The 21917-nt window shown below is 38.7% G+C and carries 14 protein-coding genes; 9 read left to right on the forward strand and 5 right to left on the reverse strand.

Features of this window, described 5'->3' with window-relative positions:
- The first annotated feature begins 26 nt into the window (after nucleotides 1–26).
- The 4 genes from CWB77_RS10950 (at nucleotide 27) to radD (ending at nucleotide 10733) form a co-directional block, all read left to right on the forward strand.
- Nucleotides 27–2375, forward strand: coding sequence for a DNA polymerase II (locus CWB77_RS10950; protein WP_138622718.1), 2349 nt, complete (start codon nucleotides 27–29; stop codon nucleotides 2373–2375).
- A gap of 307 nt (nucleotides 2376–2682) precedes the next feature.
- Nucleotides 2683–5550 carry a TonB-dependent receptor domain-containing protein gene (locus tag CWB77_RS10955; protein ID WP_010388230.1) on the forward strand — a complete coding sequence of 956 codons (2868 nt, stop codon included), beginning with the start codon at nucleotides 2683–2685 and terminating at the stop codon, nucleotides 5548–5550.
- Between the two features lie 372 nt (nucleotides 5551–5922).
- A complete protein-coding gene (locus CWB77_RS10960) occupies nucleotides 5923–8814 on the forward strand; it encodes a TonB-dependent receptor plug domain-containing protein (protein WP_055012782.1) in 2892 nt (963 codons plus the stop codon).
- Nucleotides 8815–8981: 167 nt separating this feature from the next.
- Nucleotides 8982–10733 (forward strand): DNA repair helicase RadD, encoded by a 1752-nt coding sequence (gene radD / locus CWB77_RS10965; RefSeq protein ID WP_138622720.1) that lies wholly within the window; start codon nucleotides 8982–8984, stop codon nucleotides 10731–10733.
- 36 nt (nucleotides 10734–10769) lie between these two features.
- Here the strand turns inward: radD and CWB77_RS10970 are convergent, their stop codons facing one another.
- Nucleotides 10770–11102, reverse strand: a complete 333-nt coding sequence (locus tag CWB77_RS10970; protein ID WP_010388233.1) for a ribonuclease E inhibitor RraB — start codon at nucleotides 11100–11102, stop codon at nucleotides 10770–10772.
- 228 nt (nucleotides 11103–11330) lie between these two features.
- On the opposite strand from CWB77_RS10970, the gene CWB77_RS10975 reads away from it, so the two are divergent.
- From CWB77_RS10975 to CWB77_RS10985, 3 genes are read left to right on the forward strand one after another with little or no spacing between them, the layout of a single operon-like run.
- Nucleotides 11331–13058, forward strand: a complete 1728-nt coding sequence (locus tag CWB77_RS10975) for an autotransporter assembly complex protein TamA (protein WP_138622722.1) — start codon at nucleotides 11331–11333, stop codon at nucleotides 13056–13058.
- Entirely contained in the window at nucleotides 13058–16729 is a 3672-nt protein-coding gene (gene tamB, locus CWB77_RS10980; RefSeq protein WP_138622724.1) for an autotransporter assembly complex protein TamB, read from the forward strand. The genes CWB77_RS10975 and tamB overlap by 1 nt, the downstream gene beginning before the upstream one ends.
- A 50-nt stretch (nucleotides 16730–16779) precedes the next feature.
- On the forward strand, nucleotides 16780–17661 hold the full coding sequence (locus CWB77_RS10985; protein ID WP_138622726.1) for a peptidylprolyl isomerase: 882 nt from the start codon (nucleotides 16780–16782) through the stop codon (nucleotides 17659–17661).
- A gap of 33 nt (nucleotides 17662–17694) precedes the next feature.
- On the opposite strand, the gene queF is transcribed toward CWB77_RS10985, so the two are convergent.
- Nucleotides 17695–18540 carry an NADPH-dependent 7-cyano-7-deazaguanine reductase QueF gene (queF, locus tag CWB77_RS10990; RefSeq protein WP_138622728.1) on the reverse strand — a complete coding sequence of 282 codons (846 nt, stop codon included), beginning with the start codon at nucleotides 18538–18540 and terminating at the stop codon, nucleotides 17695–17697.
- A gap of 59 nt (nucleotides 18541–18599) precedes the next feature.
- On the opposite strand from queF, the gene syd reads away from it, so the two are divergent.
- A complete protein-coding gene (syd, locus tag CWB77_RS10995) occupies nucleotides 18600–19139 on the forward strand; it encodes a SecY-interacting protein (protein WP_010388242.1) in 540 nt (179 codons plus the stop codon).
- A 55-nt stretch (nucleotides 19140–19194) separates the two neighbouring features.
- On the opposite strand, the gene CWB77_RS11000 is transcribed toward syd, so the two are convergent.
- The 3 genes from CWB77_RS11000 to CWB77_RS11010 all read right to left on the reverse strand — a co-directional run bounded on the left by CWB77_RS11000 (nucleotide 19195) and on the right by CWB77_RS11010 (nucleotide 20589).
- Complete coding sequence (locus CWB77_RS11000) at nucleotides 19195–19968, reverse strand: Zn-ribbon-containing protein (RefSeq protein ID WP_138622730.1); 774 nt, start codon at nucleotides 19966–19968, stop codon at nucleotides 19195–19197.
- A 13-nt stretch (nucleotides 19969–19981) separates the two neighbouring features.
- Nucleotides 19982–20251: a hypothetical protein gene (locus CWB77_RS11005; protein ID WP_008109411.1), complete on the reverse strand. Its 270-nt coding sequence runs from the start codon at nucleotides 20249–20251 to the stop codon at nucleotides 19982–19984.
- 104 nt (nucleotides 20252–20355) lie between these two features.
- The gene (locus CWB77_RS11010; protein ID WP_138622732.1) at nucleotides 20356–20589 is read right to left on the reverse strand and encodes a DUF2789 domain-containing protein; all 234 of its coding nucleotides are present in this window, start codon (nucleotides 20587–20589) and stop codon (nucleotides 20356–20358) included.
- Nucleotides 20590–20876: 287 nt separating this feature from the next.
- Between CWB77_RS11010 and CWB77_RS11015 the strand changes: the two genes are divergently transcribed.
- Complete coding sequence (locus CWB77_RS11015; RefSeq protein WP_008109415.1) at nucleotides 20877–21527, forward strand: GNAT family N-acetyltransferase; 651 nt, start codon at nucleotides 20877–20879, stop codon at nucleotides 21525–21527.
- The last annotated feature ends 390 nt before the right edge of the window (nucleotides 21528–21917 follow it).

Here is a 21917-nt window from a genome sequence, read left to right on the forward strand (position 1 = left end):
GTGTATATATTAAGTGGGATCGAACATTGACACAAGCAATCTATCAGGGCTTTATTTTATCAAGGCAACAATACGGGGCTAAAAATGCACAAGGTATTACTTTGTGTTACTGGCTAAGCTCTGATCAGGGCCCGATAAAAGTGACGATTGAAAACCAGCAAGCGGTATTCTTCATCCCATTAGCACAGCAGCAGGCAGCGAATACCTTGTTGACTAAGGCGAGTGTTAACGTCCAGTTTAATAATGTTGAGCTTTGTCACTTTAGTGGTAGCGAGAGTGTTGCCTGTTACTTTAACGATATAAAAAGCCTATACACTGCAAGAGCTCTTTTAGAGCAAGTAATGCCAATTTACGAAGCCGATGTGCGCCACAGTGATCGCTTTTTAATGGAGCGCTTTATTAAAGGAGGTGTATGGGTAACCGGTAACGCCAAAGCTCAAAACGGCTTTATTGAAATTAGTGATGCAAAGCTAAAAGCAAACACCGAGTATACGCCAACGCTTAAGTCTGTTTCTTTGGATATAGAATGCAATGGCGACGGGGTGTTATTTAGTGTTGCACTGGTGGGAAATGGTTTAGATTGTGTATTGATGATAGGTGAGCAGCAGCTGCAGAGCGACTCGACATTTGAAATAGACTGGTGCTATGACGAAATTAACCTACTCACCAAGCTGCAGCAGTACATTATAAATAACGATCCTGATGTTATTATTGGTTGGAATGTTATTGATTTTGACTTTAGTTTATTGCAAGAACGCGCAGAGGCGTTAGGACTTACCCTTAACTTTGGCCGAGATAATCAACCTTTGTATATTAATAAAGGCCATTACACCCGATTAACGCTTCCTGGGCGGTGCGTCATTGATGGCATTGATACTTTAAAAAATGCAACTTATCGATTTGACAGCTTTTCGTTAGCCAATGTTGCAGAGCGTGTGCTTAACGAGTCTAAATTAATAAAAACCGATAACCGATTAACAGAAATTGTTCGTCAATTTAATGAAGATAAGCTCGCTCTTGCTGCTTACAACCGCAAAGATTGTATTTTAGTTAATCAAATTTTCGAAAAATTAAAGTTATTTGAATTTGCCATAGTCAGAACTCAAATCACCGGGCTCGAACTTGAGCGTATGGGTGGCTCGGTTGCTGCATTTACTAATTTATATTTACCGTTATTACATCGCAGTGGTTATGTTGCTCCCAACTTAGGCGATCATGGGCTATCTTTTGAAAGCCCTGGTGGCTATGTGATGGAGTCGACCCCAGGGCTTTTTAAAAACGTTTTGGTACTTGATTTTAAAAGCTTATACCCTTCAATTATGCGTACGTTTTGTATTGACCCGTTAGGTTTAATCGCAGGGTTAAACGCACCAGAGCATGCGGTTGAAGGATTTAATCAGGCATTATTTTCAAGAACGCAGCACCACCTACCTAAATTAATTGAGCACCTGACACAAACTCGCCAAGAAGCCAAAGATACTAATCAACCCATGCTCTCGCAAGCGATTAAAATTATTATGAATAGTTTATATGGTGTACTCGGCTCTAAAGGCTGTCGGTTTTACGACCCGCGCTTATCGAGTTCTATCACTTTACGTGGCCATGAAATAATGCAAACAACTCGTAAATGGATAGAAGTGCAAGGCTTTGAGGTGATATATGGTGATACCGACTCTACGTTTGTAAAACTTAGTGAAGATAAAAGCCCTGAGCAATGTAACGAAATTGGCTGCCAACTTGTTCGACATATCAACGAAAAGTGGCAAGTAGAATTAAAGCAGCGTTATGACTTAAAAAGCTATTTGGAAATTGAATTTGAAACCCATTACAGTCCGTTTTTTATGCCAACTATACGAGGTAAAAAAACAGGTTCTAAAAAACGTTATGTGGGGCAAGTAACTAAAAATAATGAGAAAAAACTTGTATTTAAAGGTATGGAAACAGTACGTAGCGATTGGACTGAGTTTGCACAAGAGTTTCAAACACAGTTATTCGAGACATTATTTACCGACAACTTCGAAATACAGCAACTGCACGATATTATAAATAGCTACACTCAAAAGCTTTATAATGGTGAGTTTGACCGTAAATTAGTATATAGAAAGCGTTTAGGGCAGCACCTCAACGATTATATTAAAAATATCCCACCTCACGTTCAAGCAGTTAAAAAACACAAAGCGAGCCATCCTGAGTTTGAAATAAAACGCGGGCAAGTAATCGAATATGTTTACGCAGTATCCGGCGCTGAGCTTTATACCGGTAAAAACACTCTGAACTACCCGCTGTACATCCAAAGACAACTCGACCCTGTTGCGCAAATGATATTAAGCGCATTAAACACACCAACTGAATCTACTCAAGCTTCATTGTTTTAGTATAAAAATAGGAAAGCTTTAATTGAATAGTAATCAACGATAAATTTATTGCAATTTATGAAATAGTTATTTTTGTGGGGTTTAGGTGTGAATTTAATTATTGTCTTTATATATAAAATCACCACCATGTTAATTTTTTATCGTCAAGTGTGTCTTATTTATTTCACATGGTTTATTTATTGTTAATTATATGTTGACCGCTCCTCGTTGTAAGCATTATCATAAGGCTATGATCATCAAATTAACGCAACTTGTGTTGGTGATTTGTTAAATATAAAAAACATAATGGTATTCTAGGGAGAATCAAATGTTAAATAATAAAGTTTCAAAAGCAGTTCGCTTAGCGATTGCTTTTGGTGCAGTATCAACAGCTGCATTTTCTGCAAGCACAACAGCTGCAGAGGAAGGTCTTGAAAAAGTTGAACGTATTCAAGTTACAGGTTCTCGTATTAAGCGTACAGACCTAGAAACTTCTAGTCCAGTCACTGTAATGACTGCTGAAGAGATTAAATTAAGCGGTTTCACTCGTGTGGAAGATATCTTGAATCAGTTGCCACAAATTGAAGCTGCTGAAAGTTCATTTTTAGCCAATGGCGCCACAGGTACTGCGACTGTAGATCTACGTGGTTTAGGTTCAAATAGAACATTAGTACTAATTAACGGCCGAAGAATGCAAGCGGGTAGTATTACCTCTCAGGTTGCAGATATAAACCAAATCCCTTCATCGTTGATTAAGCGAGTAGATGTTCTTACTGGTGGTGCTGCGGCTATATATGGTGCTGATGCTGTTGCTGGTGTTGTTAACTTTGTGATGGACGACCAGTTTGAAGGTATTTCACTCAACGTAGGTACTTCAGGTTATCAACATAATAATGATAACAAATACATCCAAGGCTTGATGGATGAAAAAGACTTCAACTATGATACAGGTAGCACTGGTATCGATGGCAAATCTTACAGCATAGATTTCACTGTTGGTGGTGCATTTGATGGCAGCAAAGGCCATGCCGTTGGTTATGTAACTTACAACCGTCAAACTGAATTATTACAAGGCTCTCGAGATTACTCATCGTGTGCATTAGATAAAGCAGGTCAAGCTTGTGGTGGTTCTGGTACCACTCCAAATCCATTTTTCGATATCTACCCAGTAGTTGACGGCGAAGTTGATTACAAGCAAAACTTTTATGGATACTTAGATCCAAATGGTTCTGGGTTTAGAGAAGATGATGGTTATCGTTACAACTATGCCCCAGTTAATCACTTTTTAAGACCAAACGAACGTTTCACTCTGGGTACTTTTATCGATTATGAAATCAACGATACTTTTCGCCCTTATTTAGAATTCTCTTTTATGCATAACAGAACTGCAGGTCAAATTGCAGAATCTGGTACGTTCTATAATGATGAAATTTTATTTGACTACAATAACCCTTTATTGTCTGATACTCAAAAGCAACAGCTACAAGGTTTGTTTAACCAAGATGGAAGTGACCAGTTTGTTGCATACATTGGTAAACGTAACATTGAAGGTGGTCCACGTTCTGATAATCTAGAACATTCTTCATACAGAATTTTAACGGGTATGGAAGGTGAACTAAACGATAATTGGTCATATGATGTTAGTTATAATTATTCTGCAACGACGTCTAGCTCAGTATATAAAAATGATTTACTTGCACCAAAAATAGCTCCTCGTGTTGGTGCTGTAGATACTGAATGTGCTCAAGATGATGGTTGTTTATATTACAACGTATTTGAACTTGGTGGAGTAACACCTGAACAAGCAGCTCAACTTGCTGGTGTTGGTACTCAAACTGGTTTAGTTACTCAAGTTATATACAGTGGTTATGTTAGTGGTGAGTTCGATTGGACATTACCTACGGCTTCATTACCTGTAGGTGCGGTATTTGGTGTTGAACGTCGTGAACAAGACTATGAGCGTGTATCAGATACTGTTTATGAAGAAGGTCAATTATTAGGTCAGGGTGGTCCTTCACCAAGTCTATATGGCGTAATTGATGTAAACGAAGTTTATGGTGAGTTACAAATTCCAGTATTAGATAATTTAAATGTATCAACTGCAGCACGTTGGTCTGATTATTCAACAACTGGTTCGGACACAACCTACTCAATTGGTGTTGATTACACTCTTGCAGATACTTACAAGTTCAGAACTAGTTTTGCGAAGGTTGTGCGTGCTCCTAATATTGGTGAACTATTCGCAGCTCAAAGTCTTGGTTTGTGGAGTGGTGCAGATGGTTGTGCTGGTGATCCAGCAGCAGCAGATGCAGCTGACAGACCAACTTACTCTGCTAGTCAATGTGCCAATGCTAGTGTAAGTGCTGATCAATACGGTAACATTGGTGAGTCACCTGCTGGACAATACAATGAGTTAGCTGGTGGTAATCCTGCGCTTCAACCAGAAGAGGGTGAAACGCTTACCATTGGTTTAGTAGCTTCTCCTTTTGAAAACTTTAACTTCTCTGTAGATTACTTCAAAATTGAGATTGAACAAGTTATAGGTGAAGTTGGTGCTGAGCGTATACTTAACAACTGTGCTGAAACTGGCGATGCATTTTTCTGTAACAACATTACTCGTAGCCCATCAGGAAGCCTTTGGTTAGGTCAAGCAGGTTTTGTAACCAACCTTAGCGATAATATTGGTGGTAGAACATGGGAAGGTATTGATGCTACAGCTGCATATTCAATGGATCTAGAAAATGCAACTTTGAAGTTTGACATCAACGGTTATTACAGCATGAAGAAAGAGGTTGAGCCTATCCTAGGTGATTCATCTTTAGCATATGACTGTGCTGGTAATATTAATTCAGACTGTTTTGCTTCACCAAAATGGCGTCATACTTCTAATATTAACTACATCCGTGACGATTGGCGTATAGGCGCTAAATGGCGCTATTACGGTGGTATCGATTATGATGGTGTTGATGATAAATCTTTAGTTGAAAATGGCGGGATTGGTTCTTATAGTTTCATCGATTTATCTGGTACTTACTCATACAATGAGCATGTTACATTTACAGGTGGTATTAATAATATCTTCGATAAAGAGCCTCCAATGGTGGGTAACACAATTGCTAGTAATGCAAATACTGTTGCTGGTTTTTATGATACCTTAGGCCGATTTGTACATGTTAGCTTTAACTTAAAGTTCTAACAAAATAGCTACAAAAATAAATGAAAGCCCATACTTGGTATGGGCTTTTTTTTTTGAAAAATTTTAAAAATTGGCTAAAGAGCAGGATGATTTTGATTTCTTGTTAATTAACTTCTAGAGAAAAAGATATTTATTAGTAATGATATTTTGCGGTTGTAGCTGTATTTGATTAGTTTAAAGATACGGTCTAGTCATAAATGCTTGGTTTTTATTGTGTGAATGTAAAGTAAAGACTTAAATTTGGTTACTTTTGTTTTTATTGTTAATGCTGTGTTGACCTTTAACTTCATCTAGGATTATTATAGGAACTTAGCAAGTTTATAAACTTCTTGTTAAATAATAAAAATATAATAGTGTTCTAGGGAGAATCACATGTTAAACAATAAAGTTTCAAAAGCAGTTCGTTTAGCGATCGCTTTTGGTGCAGCATCTACAGCTGCTTTCTCAGCAAGTACATTTGCTGCAGAAGAAGAAAATGCAGAAAAAGTAGAAAGAATTGAGGTTACGGGTTCACGTATTAAGCGCTTCTCTGAAGTTTCTCCAACACCAGTTACAACTATAACAGGTGTTGAACTTACGAATGCCGGTATTACAAACGTAGCTGATCTATTACAGAAACTTCCATCTTCAGGTGTTGGCTCTGCCCCAACAACTACAACAAACACAATTTTTGGTGCAGGTATTAATACAACTGACTTGCGTCAATTAGGTGAAGGTCGTACCCTTGTTCTTGTTAATGGTCGTCGTTACGTAGGTGCATCGGTTGATAATCCAGCTGTTGACTTAAATGGTATTCCGACTGAAATGATTGAACGTATGGATATCGTTCACGGTGGTGCATCAGCAGTTTATGGTTCTGATGCCGTTGCTGGTGTTGTAAATATTATTTTGAAGAAGTCTCAAGATACTATCGATTTTAATTACAAAAAATCTATGCCTGAGCAAAATGGCGGTGGTTCTGAATTTTTCTCATTCACTTTTGGTGGTGAAGGCGAAAAAACTAGCTTCATTACAAGCTTATCTTACTCTGAAACAGAGCAATTAGAAGCACAAGATCGAGACTTCCTCAGAAACCCTATCAACACAATGCTAAACCCTGATAATGTTGATGATAAAGACGGTATTCCAGCAAGAACTTATGCTGAAAATCCTGGGCTTCAGACGTTAGGTATATATGATCGTGCTGGTGATGCATTTTTACCAGGTGGTCAATATGTTTTTGGGGACAATGGTGAGCTAATACCATTTGAGATTGGTGGAAAAACACAGCCCGCTCCAAACTCTCAACTTCGCTATTTTGGTGATGAGTTCTCAAATGGTTACAAATTTATTGAACACCAAGATTTGGCAACGCCACTTAACCGTTTCAATGTTTTTACAAACGTGGTAAATCAGTACCATGACGACCATTCAATGAATTTTGAGGTTTCATTCTCTAAAGCAAGTGCTTACGCAGAGAGTAGCCCAATATTTCTTGCTGAAAGTCTTCGTGCAGATAACGCATATTGGCACCCAGATGCTAAAGCCCAGTTTGCTGATGCAGGCTATGCTGATGATAGAAACATCACTGTATATAAGTTAGCTTCAGGCTTCGGTAATCGTACTTATGAAGATGATCGTACTTCATTTAATACAACTCTTTCATTCCAAGGTTTATTATTAGAAGAATATGATTATGAAGTATATTTTAGCTATGGTCGTAATAAAAATGACACAACTTGGAATGGTGAGTTTTTAGAAGAAAACTTCAATAAAGCTATTGATGCTGTAATGGTAGATGGTGAAATTCGTTGTGCTAACAGAGACGCTGATGGAACCCTTCTTGGTGCACTAGATGGCTGTCAACCATTAAGCCTATTTGGCTTAAACGGTGCGTCGCAAGAGGCACTAGACTATGTAACAACATCAGCTTCAATTTCAAAAGTTAAACAGCAACAAGTAATTGGTGGTGTTATCTCTGGTTATGCTTTTGATATGCCTGCGGGTGGAGTTTCTTTTGCACTTAGTGCTGAGCATCGTAAAGAAACAGGTTCTAATGAGCCTGGTGCTGCTATGCAAAATAACCTAGTGTTTGGTAACTTTGTAAAAGCTTGGGATGGTGAATTTACAGTTGATGAAATCGGTATTGAAACTTCTATTCCTTTATTAGTGGATGCGCCGTTTGTTGACTCTCTAAGCTTAGAGCTTGCTGCACGTTACATGGATTATTCTTCAGTAGGTGATAATGTTGCTTGGAAAGTTGGTTTCAACTATGCAATGAACGATCAGCTTCGTTTCCGTGGTACAAAATCAAAATCAGTTCGTGCTCCATCATTATCTCAGTTATACGCTGCAGGTACTCAATCATTCGCTTCTTATGGCGACCCTTGTGATCAAACACGCATAGCAACGGCTAATGACTCTAAAAAAGCTAATTTAATTGCTAACTGTAAAGCTGCTGGTATCCCTAACCCAGGGATTCTTGACGGTGATTGGAGACCTTCACAGGATTGGCGTCAAGTTACACCGCCAAGTGTTAACTCGGGTAACCCTGAATTACAAGAAGAGACATCAGATGATACTTTATTTGGTGTGATTTATACGCCAACAGAAAATATCACTTTGATTGCTGATTATTGGAGTTTTGATGTTGAAGACGCAATAAACTCGCTAGGTGCGCAGCGTGTAGTAAATGACTGTTATGAAGCTTCAAGCCTTGATAACAGCGCATGTGCTCTAGTTGACCGTGATCCTGCAACACTAGATATTACTCTTGTTCGTAACGGTCCATACAACTTAGCATCTTATGCGTTGAAAGGTGTTGATTTAGAGGGTAACTATAAGTATGAAACAGAGTTTGGTTTATTTGATGTTCGCTTACTTGCAAGTTACTTAGAACACAGAGAGTTCAATACTGATGTTTCAAGCGAAAGCTATGAAATGACACCGACAGTTGGTGAAGTTAGATACCCACGTTGGCAAGGTAATTTAACAATTGGCTACAGCTATGAAGACTTATATGTTGGTATGGTTGGTAAATACCGCCATGCTACTGTTCTTGATAGAGAGTGGACAATAGAAAATAATGATTATAACGATGTACCTTCTTATACTGAGTGGGATCTAAATGCACGTTATAACGTTAATGATATGGTTGAGTTACGTGCTGGTGTTGCTAACTTATTCGACGTTACACCACCAAGAAATCCTGGAACTTATGATGATGGTGAGTTCTTTGATGTGTATGGTCGTCGTATCAACATTGGATTAAACATCCGTTTCTAATATATTTAGATAATGAAAAGGGCTGATATTTATCAGCCCTTTTTTATTTTCTAAAAAATAATCAGGCAATCTATAATTTTTTATGTTCTCAAACATCATTAATGCGTCTTCGTAATGTAATAAACTTTTTGTTAGTATTACACTTATTAAATCTTCAGTATCCTTAAATGACCTACACCCTCAGACCCTACCAAAAAGAGGCGGTTGAACGCACCGTTTTACACTTTAGAAAAACTAACGAACCTGCCGTTATTGTGTTGCCTACGGGGGCGGGTAAAAGTTTAGTGATAGCTGAACTTGCGCGTATTGCTAAACAAAAAATATTGGTGTTGGCGCACGTAAAAGAATTAGTTGAGCAAAATGCTCAAAAGTATAAAAGTTTTGGCTTGCAAGCGAGTATATTTTCCGCAGGTCTCAAAGAGAAGTCGTTAACCCACCAAGTTACCTTTGCTAGTGTGCAGTCGTTATCGCGTAATCTAGATAAACTTAATGAGCACTACTCATTACTTATTATTGATGAGTGTCACAGAGTAAATGGCGAAAAGAAAAGCCAGTACGGAAAAGTTATTAATGCGCTTAAATCTCACAATCCTGAATTAAAAGTATTAGGTTTAACCGCGACGCCTTACCGACTAGGGTTAGGCTGGATTTATCAGCATCATTACCATGGCTTTGTGCGTGGCAATAAGGAAAGCCCATTCAAACGATGTATTTTTGAATTACCTTTGCGCTATATGATTAAACATAACTACTTAACTCCCCCTAAAGAGGTTGATGCAGCGATTAGCCATTATGATTTCTCATCTTTAACTAGCAATGCATTTGGGCAGTATAGTAATGAGGATATGAATGCGCTGTTAAAAAAATCGACCCGTGCAACTCAAACAATTCTGCAGCAGGTTATTCAATATAGTGAGAACCGCCATGGCGTGATGATATTTGCTGCTACGGTTATGCATGCACAAGAGATAATGACTTATTTACCCGAGAATCAAAGTGCGCTGATCACCGGAGATACTTCTAATAGCGAGCGCGATAAAATAATTAAGCAATTTAAAGCTCAACAATTAAAGTACTTAGTGAATATATCGGTACTGACAACGGGCTTTGATGCTCCCCATGTTGATTTTATTGCTATTTTACGGCCCACAGAGTCAGTAAGTTTATACCAGCAAATTGTCGGTAGAGGTTTAAGATTGGCTGAGGGTAAAGATGATTGTTTAGTAATTGACTATGCGGGCAATGGCTTTGATTTATTTTACCCAGAGGTGGGTGATAAAAAAGGCGATAGTGATAATGAACCTGTGCAAGTGCTGTGTCCTGGGTGTGGCTTTGCCAATATATTTTGGGGTAAAACAGACGCTGATGGCAAAGTAGTTGAGCACTTTGGTAGGCGTTGCCAAGGCTTATTAGAAGACGATAATGGGGTAAGCGAGCAATGCGATTATCGTTTTCGTTTTAAAGAGTGTGAGCAGTGCGGCGCACAAAATGATATTGCTGCTCGAAAATGTCATGACTGTGGTGCTGTGATGGCCGATCCTGATGATAAGCTTCGTAATGCGTTAAACCTTAAAGATGCATTAGTCCTTCGTTGTAGTGGCTTGAGTGTGACTAAACTTAAAGAGCAATTGTTAAAAGTTACTTATTTTGATGAAGACGGGGCCAGTTGTGATGAAGTTTTTGATTTAGCAAACAAAGGATCACAGTATTACTTTAATAAGCAATTTGGTAAGCGTGTAGGGCAGGGACAGTCACCAATTGAATTTATCAGTGCAGAGCAAGTTATAAAAGCCCAGTTTGATTTAATACCACCGGATTTTGTGATTGCTCGAAAAAGTAAAAAGTATGGCTGGAAAGTAGCAGATAAACTTTTTGATTATAAAGGCAGCTTTAGAAAAGCAAACCAGCTAAGCCGATAGGCTAAGCTGGATATCTCATTCATCATGAAATTAGGGTTATACTTCTTCTGCGTCTAATCCCCAACCATCGCCATAACCATTTAAGCTATTAGCGATACTTTCAATATATTGTTCTGCTTGGCCTAAAAGTGCATGCTCTGGAACCATTTGTACATGGGCTATTACCTCCCAAACACCGGTATCTTTACATTTCTCAACATCAGCAGTTTGCACTAATGCATCGTTTACAATCTCAGTTGCAAATTTTTCGGCATCAGCCTGTTGTTCAAATAAAATGTAAAAATCAATTTGTTGCATTTTACTTAAATCTACACCGGCGGCGGAAATTTCAGCAAGAAGCTGGCCATTATCATCATCAGGAAATTGCATTTAAAACTCATAAATTAGTGTTTATTCATTAGCACTATTGTAACTAAAATAAATCATTAAAGCGCAAGAATTTTTAGTTAAGCTCAAAGCGGTTTAAAAGATTCGCATAGAGCCAGCTAATATTTTAGACGCTGATAATGATTAAGTTAATGTTAGGCTCATTATCGCTATGCTATTATTGTGTCGTTAATTTGTTGTTTTTTATGGGTACATAGTAAGGATGATTACTTGTTCAATCAGTTTTTAAAATCCGTTATTTGTTTTTGCTTATTTTTAAGCTTTTTCGCTATTGCAGCTGACAATAAAATTGAAGATTATGAAATAAAAGGAATTAGTGGAGAGTTAGAAAACAACGTTGCTCTTTATTTAAAACCCTTAGTGGGTGAAAAACCAACGCGCTCACTGCGTCGTTACGCTAAATCGCAAGTTGAAGATAGCTTAAAGGCATTAGGTTATTACAGTTCAAATGTGACTATCGATTTTAATAAAGATGAGCGTGAGCTTGTTGCGACTATTGAACGCGGCTCCGCAACCCGTATTGAGACGCTTAATATTAGCGTTAACGGGGAAGCTAAACATGACCCATTAATTCAGCAAGTTATTGAAAGTTTAGAGTTAAAGCAAGGCGACATTTTAAATCATGGAATGTATAGCGCAGCCTATAAAAAAATTGAATCCGTTTTGTTGGAGCATGGTTACTTTGACGCAAAATGGCCTGCCCGAAAATTTGAAGTCTCATTAAAAAAACATAGCGCTATTATTACCTTTACCATTGAAAGTGGTGTGCGTTATCGCTTTGGTGATGTGTTAATTACCAATCAAAGCCCAGCAGAAAAATACATTCGCTCTTTAGCTCCGTTTGAAATGGGTGAGCACTATAAAGCATCTAAGATTGCTGACTACAACCTAGATTTATCGAGCACTCCTTATTTTACAAGCGTGCGTGTTTACGCTGATATTTCAGCTAGAAAAAACAGCCAAGTGCCTATTAAAGTGGACGTATTACATAAGCCCGGGAATAGCTACGAAATTGGTGGCGGGTTCAATACCGAATTGGGTCCAAAGGTACGGTTTAAGTGGAGTAAACCATGGATCACGGAGCAAGGACACTACCTAGAAAGCAATCTTAATATTGCAAAAAAACAACAAGATATTTCTATGGCGTATACCATCCCTGTTAATAATCCGAATGATGATTTATGGCGTTTATCAGCAGGCTATAAGCTCGAAGATGAATTAGCCGATAATATTTACAGTGAAATTTTAACAGCGCAGTTGCAAAGGCAATGGCTCACCGAGCAAAAATGGATAAGAACTGCATTTATCAGGCGCGAGCAAGAAACCTATCGGATTGGCGACGGGCTAGAACGCACCACAGAAATGTTATTACCAGGTGTCAGTTATGCCCGAAAGCAATCGAAGGGAGGAACCACCCCTTATTCGGGAGAGCAGTGGTCTATATCGGCAGAGTTTGGTCTCGATAGTGTACTCTCTAGTACCAATATTGTTAGGGTGCAATTACAGCATGCATGGTTGCGCACTTATCTTAATAAGCACCTTGTGTTTTTAAAAGCAAACTTAGGGGCCATGTTAGTTGACGATATTAACAATGTTCCATATTCATTAAGGTTTTATGCTGGTGGCGATCAAAGTGTGCGCGGCTTTGCTTATCAATCAATCTCACCAGAAAATGACAATGGGGATCGCATCGGCGGTAAATATTTAATCGCGACGACTGCTGAATATAATTACCAATTTGCCAAAAACTGGCGAGCAGCTTTGTTTGTTGATGGAGGGACGGCGACCAATGATTTTTCTGAGCAATTTGAAATAGGTGCAGGGTTTGGTTTTCGTTATTTAACGCCTATAGGACCAATAAGAATAGATCATGCGTGGGGACTCACTAAAGAAAGCAAAAGCACTCGTTTAAGTATTACCATAGGGCCGGAAATTTAATGTCTGTATTTAAAAAAGTCACTGCAGCACTTAGCACCTTAGTTGTTGCTGTATTAGTGACATTGTTTTGCGTTGTTTTTACAGCTCCAGGTAACCAGCTAATTGCTTATAGCGCCAATAAGTTAGTTGACGGCTTAAAAATTGAAATAAATAACGGCCGTTTTTTATATAATGATGCGTTTAATTTTCGCTTTGAGCGTGACGGTTTATTACTTGATGCTCAGCAGCTTAAACTAGATTTATTTTGGTGGCACTGTGATGGTATGTGTATTGATAACTTAAGTGCCCGGTCTATAAAACTAAACTTACCAGCATCGTCATCTAATTCTCCTGATACATCTAACGAACCGTTGGAACAAATCAGTTTGCCATTTAATATTGCACTTAAGCGTTTATCGGTCACTGAGTTTGTGTTAAATCACACAAGTGCAAACGTAGTTGTTAATAATGTGGAGATTGCTGCAAAGGCACAAGGTGCTGATATTCAAGTTAAAAGAGTGAACATTCCGAGTGTTTTAATTGCGTTAAAAGAGCAGCCTGGAGAAAATGCAGCCAGTTCTACCCCAATTACAGAGTTACCAGCATTACCTAATATCGCATTTATGTCGCCACTCAATATTTATCTAGAACAGTTTAATATTGTGCAGTTCACGGTGGAGCAGAATGCACAGCAAAATGTGGTAAATAATATTGCGCTACAAATGAAGCTAATAGGTTCTGAGATTAACGTTGTTTCATTGTCTGCAAATTATCAGCAGTGGCAGCTTAATACTGCACTTAACGCAAAGCTTAAAGGCCGCTTACCAATTAATGGCGATATCAGTCTAAAAGGGCATGGTTATAATGCCAATATGCAAATAGGCGGAGACTTAGAAAAGCTCAATGTAGATATAAAAAGCAGTGAATCATTTCCTTTTGAACTAACTGCTACGGCTAATCTTAAACAACCAAATTATCCATTTAGTGTTAATGGCGGTTTAGAGCAGTGGATTATCGAAACAGCAAGTAAAGAGTTAAAGATAACCGACGTAAAATTAACCGCGCAAGGCAATGCTAACGATTATCAGTTATCATTATTTGGTAATAGTCAGTTAGGTGCTTATCCAACTGTGAATTTTAACAGTCAAATTAATGGCTCACTGAGCGAAGCACACTTAAAAAAGTTAGCCCTTAAAGCGAATGAGAGCCAAGCTACTATCCAAGCGAATATCGACTGGCAAAATGGGGTTAGTGCTAACTTTAGCGGCGCGCTATCGAGTTTAAAAGCGCAATACCTCACTGACACACTTACCAGTGATATTTCAGGGCAGTTTAAAGGGGCATTTGTTACCAGTTCAAATAGCTGGAAATTAAGTATGGATGACACCCAATTAAGCGGGTTACTAAATGATGTACCGCTTAATTTTGCTGCTCAATTTAACTTAAATGATGAACTTAAAGCCACTGTAAATAAATTTAACCTTAGCAGCGGCACAAACAGGTTAACCTTAACCGGCGAAGTTGATCAGCAATGGCAGATTAATGGGGCTATTGCGCTGCAAAGTAATGATGATGCAAAGCTTCCGTTTATTGCTAATGGTAAAGCAGATTTAAGTATAAGAGGCGAGCGGTTGACGCCTGCAGTTGATTTAGCGTTAAAGCTAGAGCAGTTTATTTATGATGAAATTAATATTAATAAGTTGGCGTTAAAAGCACAGTTAGACACCGCTACCGATTGGCAAACAGATATCAGCGTTAGTCTTGATTCAGCGCGCGTTATGCATCATCAAATTAATAAAGTGGAAATAGTTGGCAGTGGTGATAAAACCGATCATCAACTGAGTGCATCTATTGATGCTGATGCTGGGGCTGCTTCGTTTGAACTAAATGGCAAACTCGCTAACGCGATTTGGCAAGGTGAACTCAGTAATATTAGTGTAAGTGATAAAACGCTTAGCTTTGAAAATGCTAAAGATATAGCTGTAACTATAGATTCGAAAACGGGCGACTTTGATGTGAGTGCGCATTGTTGGCAATCGAGTAATAGTAAGTTATGTATTGATAGATTGAATCAAACCCGCGAATTAGGCCAGCTTAACGTAAAACTGGCTAATCTTGCATTGCGAGAGCTAAAACATTGGTTACCAGAGAATGTAATAACACGTGGTGATATAGCGGGAGACTTTGCTGCTAATTGGCAAGCAGGCACACTTAAAACTCTACGCGCTAATTTAAATTCATCAGGGCTTAACGCGGTACTTATTAACGAAGAAGATCGATTTAAGCTACCTATAGAAACGCTAAACATAAGCGCTTTTTCTGATGCTAAGGTTGGCCAAATAGAAGCTAATATAGAATCGAGTGTTTTGGGTAAAGTAACGACTAAAGTTAATATTGATGATATTCAAAATAAGCAAACGCTTAACGGTAATATTCAAATTGATAAAATTTTATTGTCTGATATACAGCCATTTTTAAATACGTTCGAGCAGCTTAATGGCGCCATTCGTGGGCAAGTTGCATTAGCAGGCACACTTAAAGATCCCTTGTTAGAGGGAAATTTAAATATTGAGAATATCAACCTAGAAGGTGAGCAACTGCCTGTAGCTCTTAAAAACTCCAATATAAATGTGGCGTTTAATAAGTCTACCGCCACCATTGAAGGAGATTTAAATGACCCTCAAGGCGGACAGGTAAAATTAACGGGGAATGTTGATTGGCAAGGTGAACAACCAGCTGTAAATATGAATGTAGTCGGCAGTGAGTTTTTTGTAAGAGCGCAACAAGGCGTGGTGTTTAAAGTATCACCAGAGTTAAAAATAAGTTTAGCTGACAATGCACTTAAGCTGGCAGGTGATGTTGTAGTGCCTTATGGTCGAATAGAAATTGAAGAGCTGCCAGAGGGGGCTGTACAGGTTAGTGATGATGAAATAATTTTGGATCAAACTACGCAAAATACTAAAAAAGCCCCATTTAACTACGATATTGATTTAAAAGTAACGGTTAAAAATGATGTCAGAGTAGCCTCATTTGGACTTGAGTCTAAAGTAGTGGGTGATATGGATATCAAAATGAGCCAAGACTCACCTATTATTGCCATTGGTGAGCTTAATTTAATTGAAGGAACTTACTTGGCATTTGGTCAAGACTTAATAATTAGAACCGGGCAAATTGGTTTTAGTGGCGCAATAGATAAGCCTCATTTAAATATTAAAGCCATTCGCAACCCAAATAATACCGCCGATGGTGTTATTGCAGGTGTTACTTTAACTGGCAGTGTTGAGCAACCAAATTTAAAAGTATTTTCAGAGCCGGGCATGGACCAAGCACAAGCCCTAGCGTATTTGCTGAATGGTCAACCATTAGGAGAGGGTGACAGTTCAACGGATGCAATGTTAACTCAATTACTACTTTCTCAAGGAGTGAGCCGAAGCGAAAGCTTAGTGTCTAAAGTCGGTGAATCGTTTGGCTTGTCAGATGTGAGCTTAAGCTCTAAAGGTAGTGGCGAGCAAACAAAGGTAGAAATATCAGGTTATTTAGCACCGAGTTTGCAGGTTAAATATAGCGTGGGGGTATTTGAGTCGCTCAGTGAAGTGGCAGTGCGTTATCAGCTAATGTCGAAGTTATATATAGAAATAACCAGTGGCCTGTATCAAAATGTCGACATACTGTATAAATTCAATTGGGATTAACCTTTATCTACCAATACCAATACCAATACCAATAATAAAAAGGAAAAGGTATGAAAAAATTCGTAATCACTATTATAGCGTCGGCTTTGCTCGGCGGATGTGTCCAGCAAAGCACTTTGCCAGCAACGCCGGTTAAAAGCCTAACCAGTAGTGAGATTATTGCATCTACAACAGATGAGCAATGGCGATGGGTAGACCCTGAGAATATTTTAAAACTAACCCTACCTACCGGTGCCGCGTATATTGAGCTCAATCCAGCGCTTGCGCCAAAACACAGTGCTAATATTAAAAAATTGGCACGAAAGGGCTTTTATCAGGGCACTCATATTTATCGTTTTGTGGAAGGGTTTGTTGCTCAAGGTGGTGATAGCACGGGTAAAAAGTTAACTAAAACCAAAAATAGCACAGTACCTGCCGAGTTTTATTTAACCACCAATAAGCCGCTTATGATCACTGAAATGGGTGGAGATGGTTATGCACCAATAACCGGGTTTTTAAATGGTTTTGCGGTGGCGCAAAATGAAACACGTGATCAAACATGGCAAATTCATTGCCATGGTGTATTTGCAATGGCGCGCGGCAACGATATTAATAGTGCCAGCACGGAATTTTTTGTCACCATAGGGCAAGGTCCACGTTATTTAGACAAAAATATCACCGTATTTGGGCGAGTACTTACAGGTATGGCACATTTTCATCAGCTAGCGCGCACACCTAAAGGTGGTAGCGAGTTTAATCCTATTACAGATTTACAAGTATTAGCCGACGTTAGCAGCGATCACAGCCGATTTAAAGTAATGAAAACAGACTCAGATGCATTTAAACAGTTAATTTCAGCACGAGGTAGTCGTAGTGAGGAATGGTTTGCGTATAGCCATAATTACATTGATGTGTGTGGAATGCCTGTACCAACTAAGCAACTTAACGATTAAAAAAAGGAGCCTCAGGCTCCTTTTTTGTTTAGCTTATTGACGGTTTATTTTTACCGCAAAAGGGGTATCGTTATAATGCGTTGAGCGATATGGATTAATATCAAGGCCGCCACGACGCGTATAGCGCGCGTAAACTTCAAGCTCTTTAATATTCAATTGAGTGGTTAAGTCGCTGTAAATACGCTCTACACATTGCTCATGGAACTCATTATGGGTCCTAAACGAAATTAAATAGCGTAATAATGACTCACGACACACTTGCTCACCAGTATAACGAATAATAATGCTGGCCCAATCCGGTTGCGAAGTAATTAAACAGTTCGATTTAAGCAGGTGGCTATGCAAGGTTTCGCTAACTACTTTATCGCTTTGTGACTTTAAAGAATGTGCGTCAATATGGTAGTTATCTATTTCAATATCTAACTCATCAATACACTCACCAGGAAGCGGTGTGCAAGGAATACAATTATAATCATCAGCGCTGTATAAGGTTACCTTTACCGGGCTGTTTACCGCATTTGATAAGTCTTCAATTAAATGTTGCTTAACAATGTCAATACTTCCAAAGCGACTTTGGTTAAAGCTGTTCAGATAAAGCTTAAACGACTTTGACTCTATAATGTGACTACTTTGACATTCGAAAGTAAATATCGCCACCGCAACTTGTGGTTTGCCTTTGGTATTTAACCAAGATAGTTCGTAACCGGTCCAAATATCTTGGCCTTTGAATGGTAATGCGGCTTCATCAATACTCAGCGCGTCGCGATTAAGCTTGCGAGCAATAGGAAAAAGCAAGCTGGGCGTGTATTGATCTACATACTCAGTAGATTGACCAAGTACGCTGCCTTTAAGATCGGGAGAATTGCTGTAATCTGTCATGTTTGCTCTTAAATAGTTACAATGGGGACATTATATCTAAATTAAATGAGTTTCACAGTATGTCTGTTGCAATGCAATTAGCCCAACTTCACCAACGCTTTAGTGAAAAAACTATCAAAAATACACAAAAGCAGCCACTCATCGCCCACGATGAGCAATGGCCAAGTCCTTGTGAAATAGGCACAGCCGATGAGCACGGTATGATTCAATGGCAAGCGATAGTGAGAGAGCCTGCAGGTTCTTTGGCTGATCTCGCTAACGCATTAGAGCTTGAATTTCCTGATGAACTTAGCCAGTTTTATGGCCATATGTTTGCTGGCAGTATTTTAGCCAGCGTTGATGGCCATCAAGTAGAATTATTACAAGCGTGGAATGAGGATGACTTTGACTTACTGCAACAAAATATCACGGGTCATGTTTTAATGAAGCGAAAGCTAAAGCAAGCGCCAAGTGTTTTTATTGGTTTAACTGATCAAGATGATTTACTTGTTACGGTATTAGTGGAAACAGGTGAGGTGTGCCTAGAGTATGTAGGTAAAAAGCCACATCATGTACTCGCCAAAAACCTCAGTGAATTTATAGCGTCGTTAGCAGTATAATTATAAGGTAATTTTAAGGTGTGATGTTTTAGACATAGCACCTTAAGTATGGGATTTATTGAAAATCCCATGAAATATTAGACACTAAACCACACGGCTCACACCTAAAATCAAATAAACCAAACCATGGCTCAGGTAATTTCCATTCACCTTGGCAACTTGGGCATTTGCGCTTAAGCTCCGAGGCTTTATCGACACCACCTACACGATATAAGTAATAGTAAACAGGCTTTTTAGTTAAAAAGCTGATGCGTTTGCTAATATCTTTACCTCGGCGATACAAATCACTTTGTGTGCTGGCTATTTCCTCTAGTGCAGGAAATTCACAGCGAGTTGCGCCATTAATTTGAATTTGATCGCATGCTTGCCAATCTTCTTGCCATTTAATCAGGGTTTTATAATCGCCATTGGCAATTGCCGGAATATTAAATAGCGGAACGGGTAAAAAGTCATCGCCACAATACAGTGGGCTGCAGGTGTGCACATACGTAGTATATAAAATATAGCTTGAGGGATCTTTACAACCATCGGCACCGTTTGAGTGAATGTCTTGACCTATTATTTTCACCTTTGGTGCTAACAAGCCTGCATCATGAAGCTTTTCAACACTGTGCTTTACAAATGCACTGTTGTTAAGAGGGTGCATAGCGTCTTCGGTCGGACACATAACGCGAGTGATAAAATAGCCATCTTTCAAAACCGTCGGAAATTCTTCTCCAATGATTTGGCCATTAAAACGTAATGCATTTACCAAGCGATTTATTGCTTGCTCGGCTTGCTCTAAGGTGGTGTCTTGGTAGCAGTCAAATGTTAAATCAACAACAAACATTTATAGTCTCAAATTATTTTGGCGCGAGTAATGTCAGTAATTGATCTAACTTTTGCTCAATTCTATCTAATTGAGAGTTGTTCTGATCTTCATTACTGACACTTTGCTTTGGGGTTTTCATTAAATTATAAATTGAATCAGGATTATTCTTATATTGACTCACCGCAGCAATAATAACCGGCATTGGGGTCGGTGTTGTTAAACGACTTTTAGTTAGTGCAACAGTGGGAACTTTGCCTTCATCAAGAAGGACTTTAATAGCTTCAAATACAGCAGCGTTCATTCAATTATAACTCTTTTATAAAGTAAGCTCGCAACATAGACGCTGCGAGCGGGTATGGTATCAATAAAGTGGCTAAGGCACATTAAAATGCGCCATAAAATTAATTATTTTTGACGAAGACGTACGTCTAATTCATCTATTACTTCACTCCAATCGCCATCAGCCGCTAGCGATTCGGCAATGAAATGTTGTTGGGCTTCATCCCAAAAGGGAGCATCTTGCAACAAGGTTGTATCGGCAATGGAGTGCGAGGCAATAAATGCATCTATTTGCGCATCCGAATCCGGCAGTCCTAGTTGGGCGAACAAGGTATTAATAGTATGTTTTGTTGTATCCATAATAATGCTCCTAAATGAATTAATATGTATTAACTCTAGGGGGAAATGGTATATCTAGCCAGTTTAACCCTTACTGAATCTATGCTTTATTTACTCAGTAGTAAGTCGCTAAAGCATGATCTGACTCAATACAGAGAATAAGCGTAATAACTAAAATGTAAATTCGCTTATTTATTGCTCTTGGGTATATAGTAATATAAGTATTTGGTCATCGTTGTAGTTCAAAATTAATCCCTTATGCGTTACTTGGCGTAATGACAGGGGTGTAAAATAATAAAGGAAATAAAATGACAGCCACAGCTGAATCGACAGACGCCTTTAGTGTTCAACATATTGCACCAGAGGATATAAGCACAGCAGCCAGCCTGATATATCAGGCATACCAAAACGATCCTATTTTACAAACTCTGCTAGGGTATAACGAAGATAACCCGCTCGATTATGAAAAAAAACTACGTGCACTTATTCGTGAAGAGCTCAGTAGCTTTTGGCAAGAGAAGCAGCCTTTAATTGGCCTTTACCGTAATGATAAATTAAAAGCGGTTGCCTGTGTGTTTGAGTCAAATAGCCAATTACAAGCTGAGCGTTATTGGCATTGGCGATTAAAGCTGATGCTAAGTGCAGGTTATTTACAAACGAATCAATTAATTGAAAAAGAAAAAACCATTCGTGACGCCTTAAAGCCGCAAGGGAATTATTACTTTTTAGCGTTTATTGCGGTTGATCCACACTTTCACGGGCAAGGGTTTGGTCGCACTTTACTTAAAGGTTTAGATGGCTTAATACACGATAATCCTGAGTCTTCTGGTATAGCGGTATTTGTGACTCGTGACGAGCATACGAAATTTTTTAAATCGCAAGGCTTTGAGCACTTTAAACAACTTTCATTTAACCAAGTTAAGGGTGAATTACTATTTAAAGTTGCTAATGCTCAATAAAGGTAGTTGTTCATAATGGCGTATCTGTAAGCCTATGTTCCAAATCGGGCACACAAGTGTGAGATATATCCTACATTAGTGTGCTCTTTGTCAGTTTAAATCCATTATTTATCCGTTTATAAGCATCAAGCTTCTGTTATTTATAGCTATTTTAGTTTTTTCAATTTTGTGACATTAAATTTTTTAGTTTTCCTCACTATTATACCCAGCCGTTTGGTTTAAACTTTACTTTGTCAAGACGACATAGCTCAATGACTGAGCTAATGCCATGGATATGGAATTAGGCAGCATAGTAGTGACTAGCAGGAAGCGCAAAGGACAAGTTAACACGGATGCAAGGATGAAACAGGAAGTACATGAAGTACTAAAATAGCTAGGAGCTATTTAAAG

Source organism: Pseudoalteromonas sp. S1610, assembly GCF_005887465.1.
Lineage (GTDB): Bacteria > Pseudomonadota > Gammaproteobacteria > Enterobacterales > Alteromonadaceae > Pseudoalteromonas > Pseudoalteromonas undina.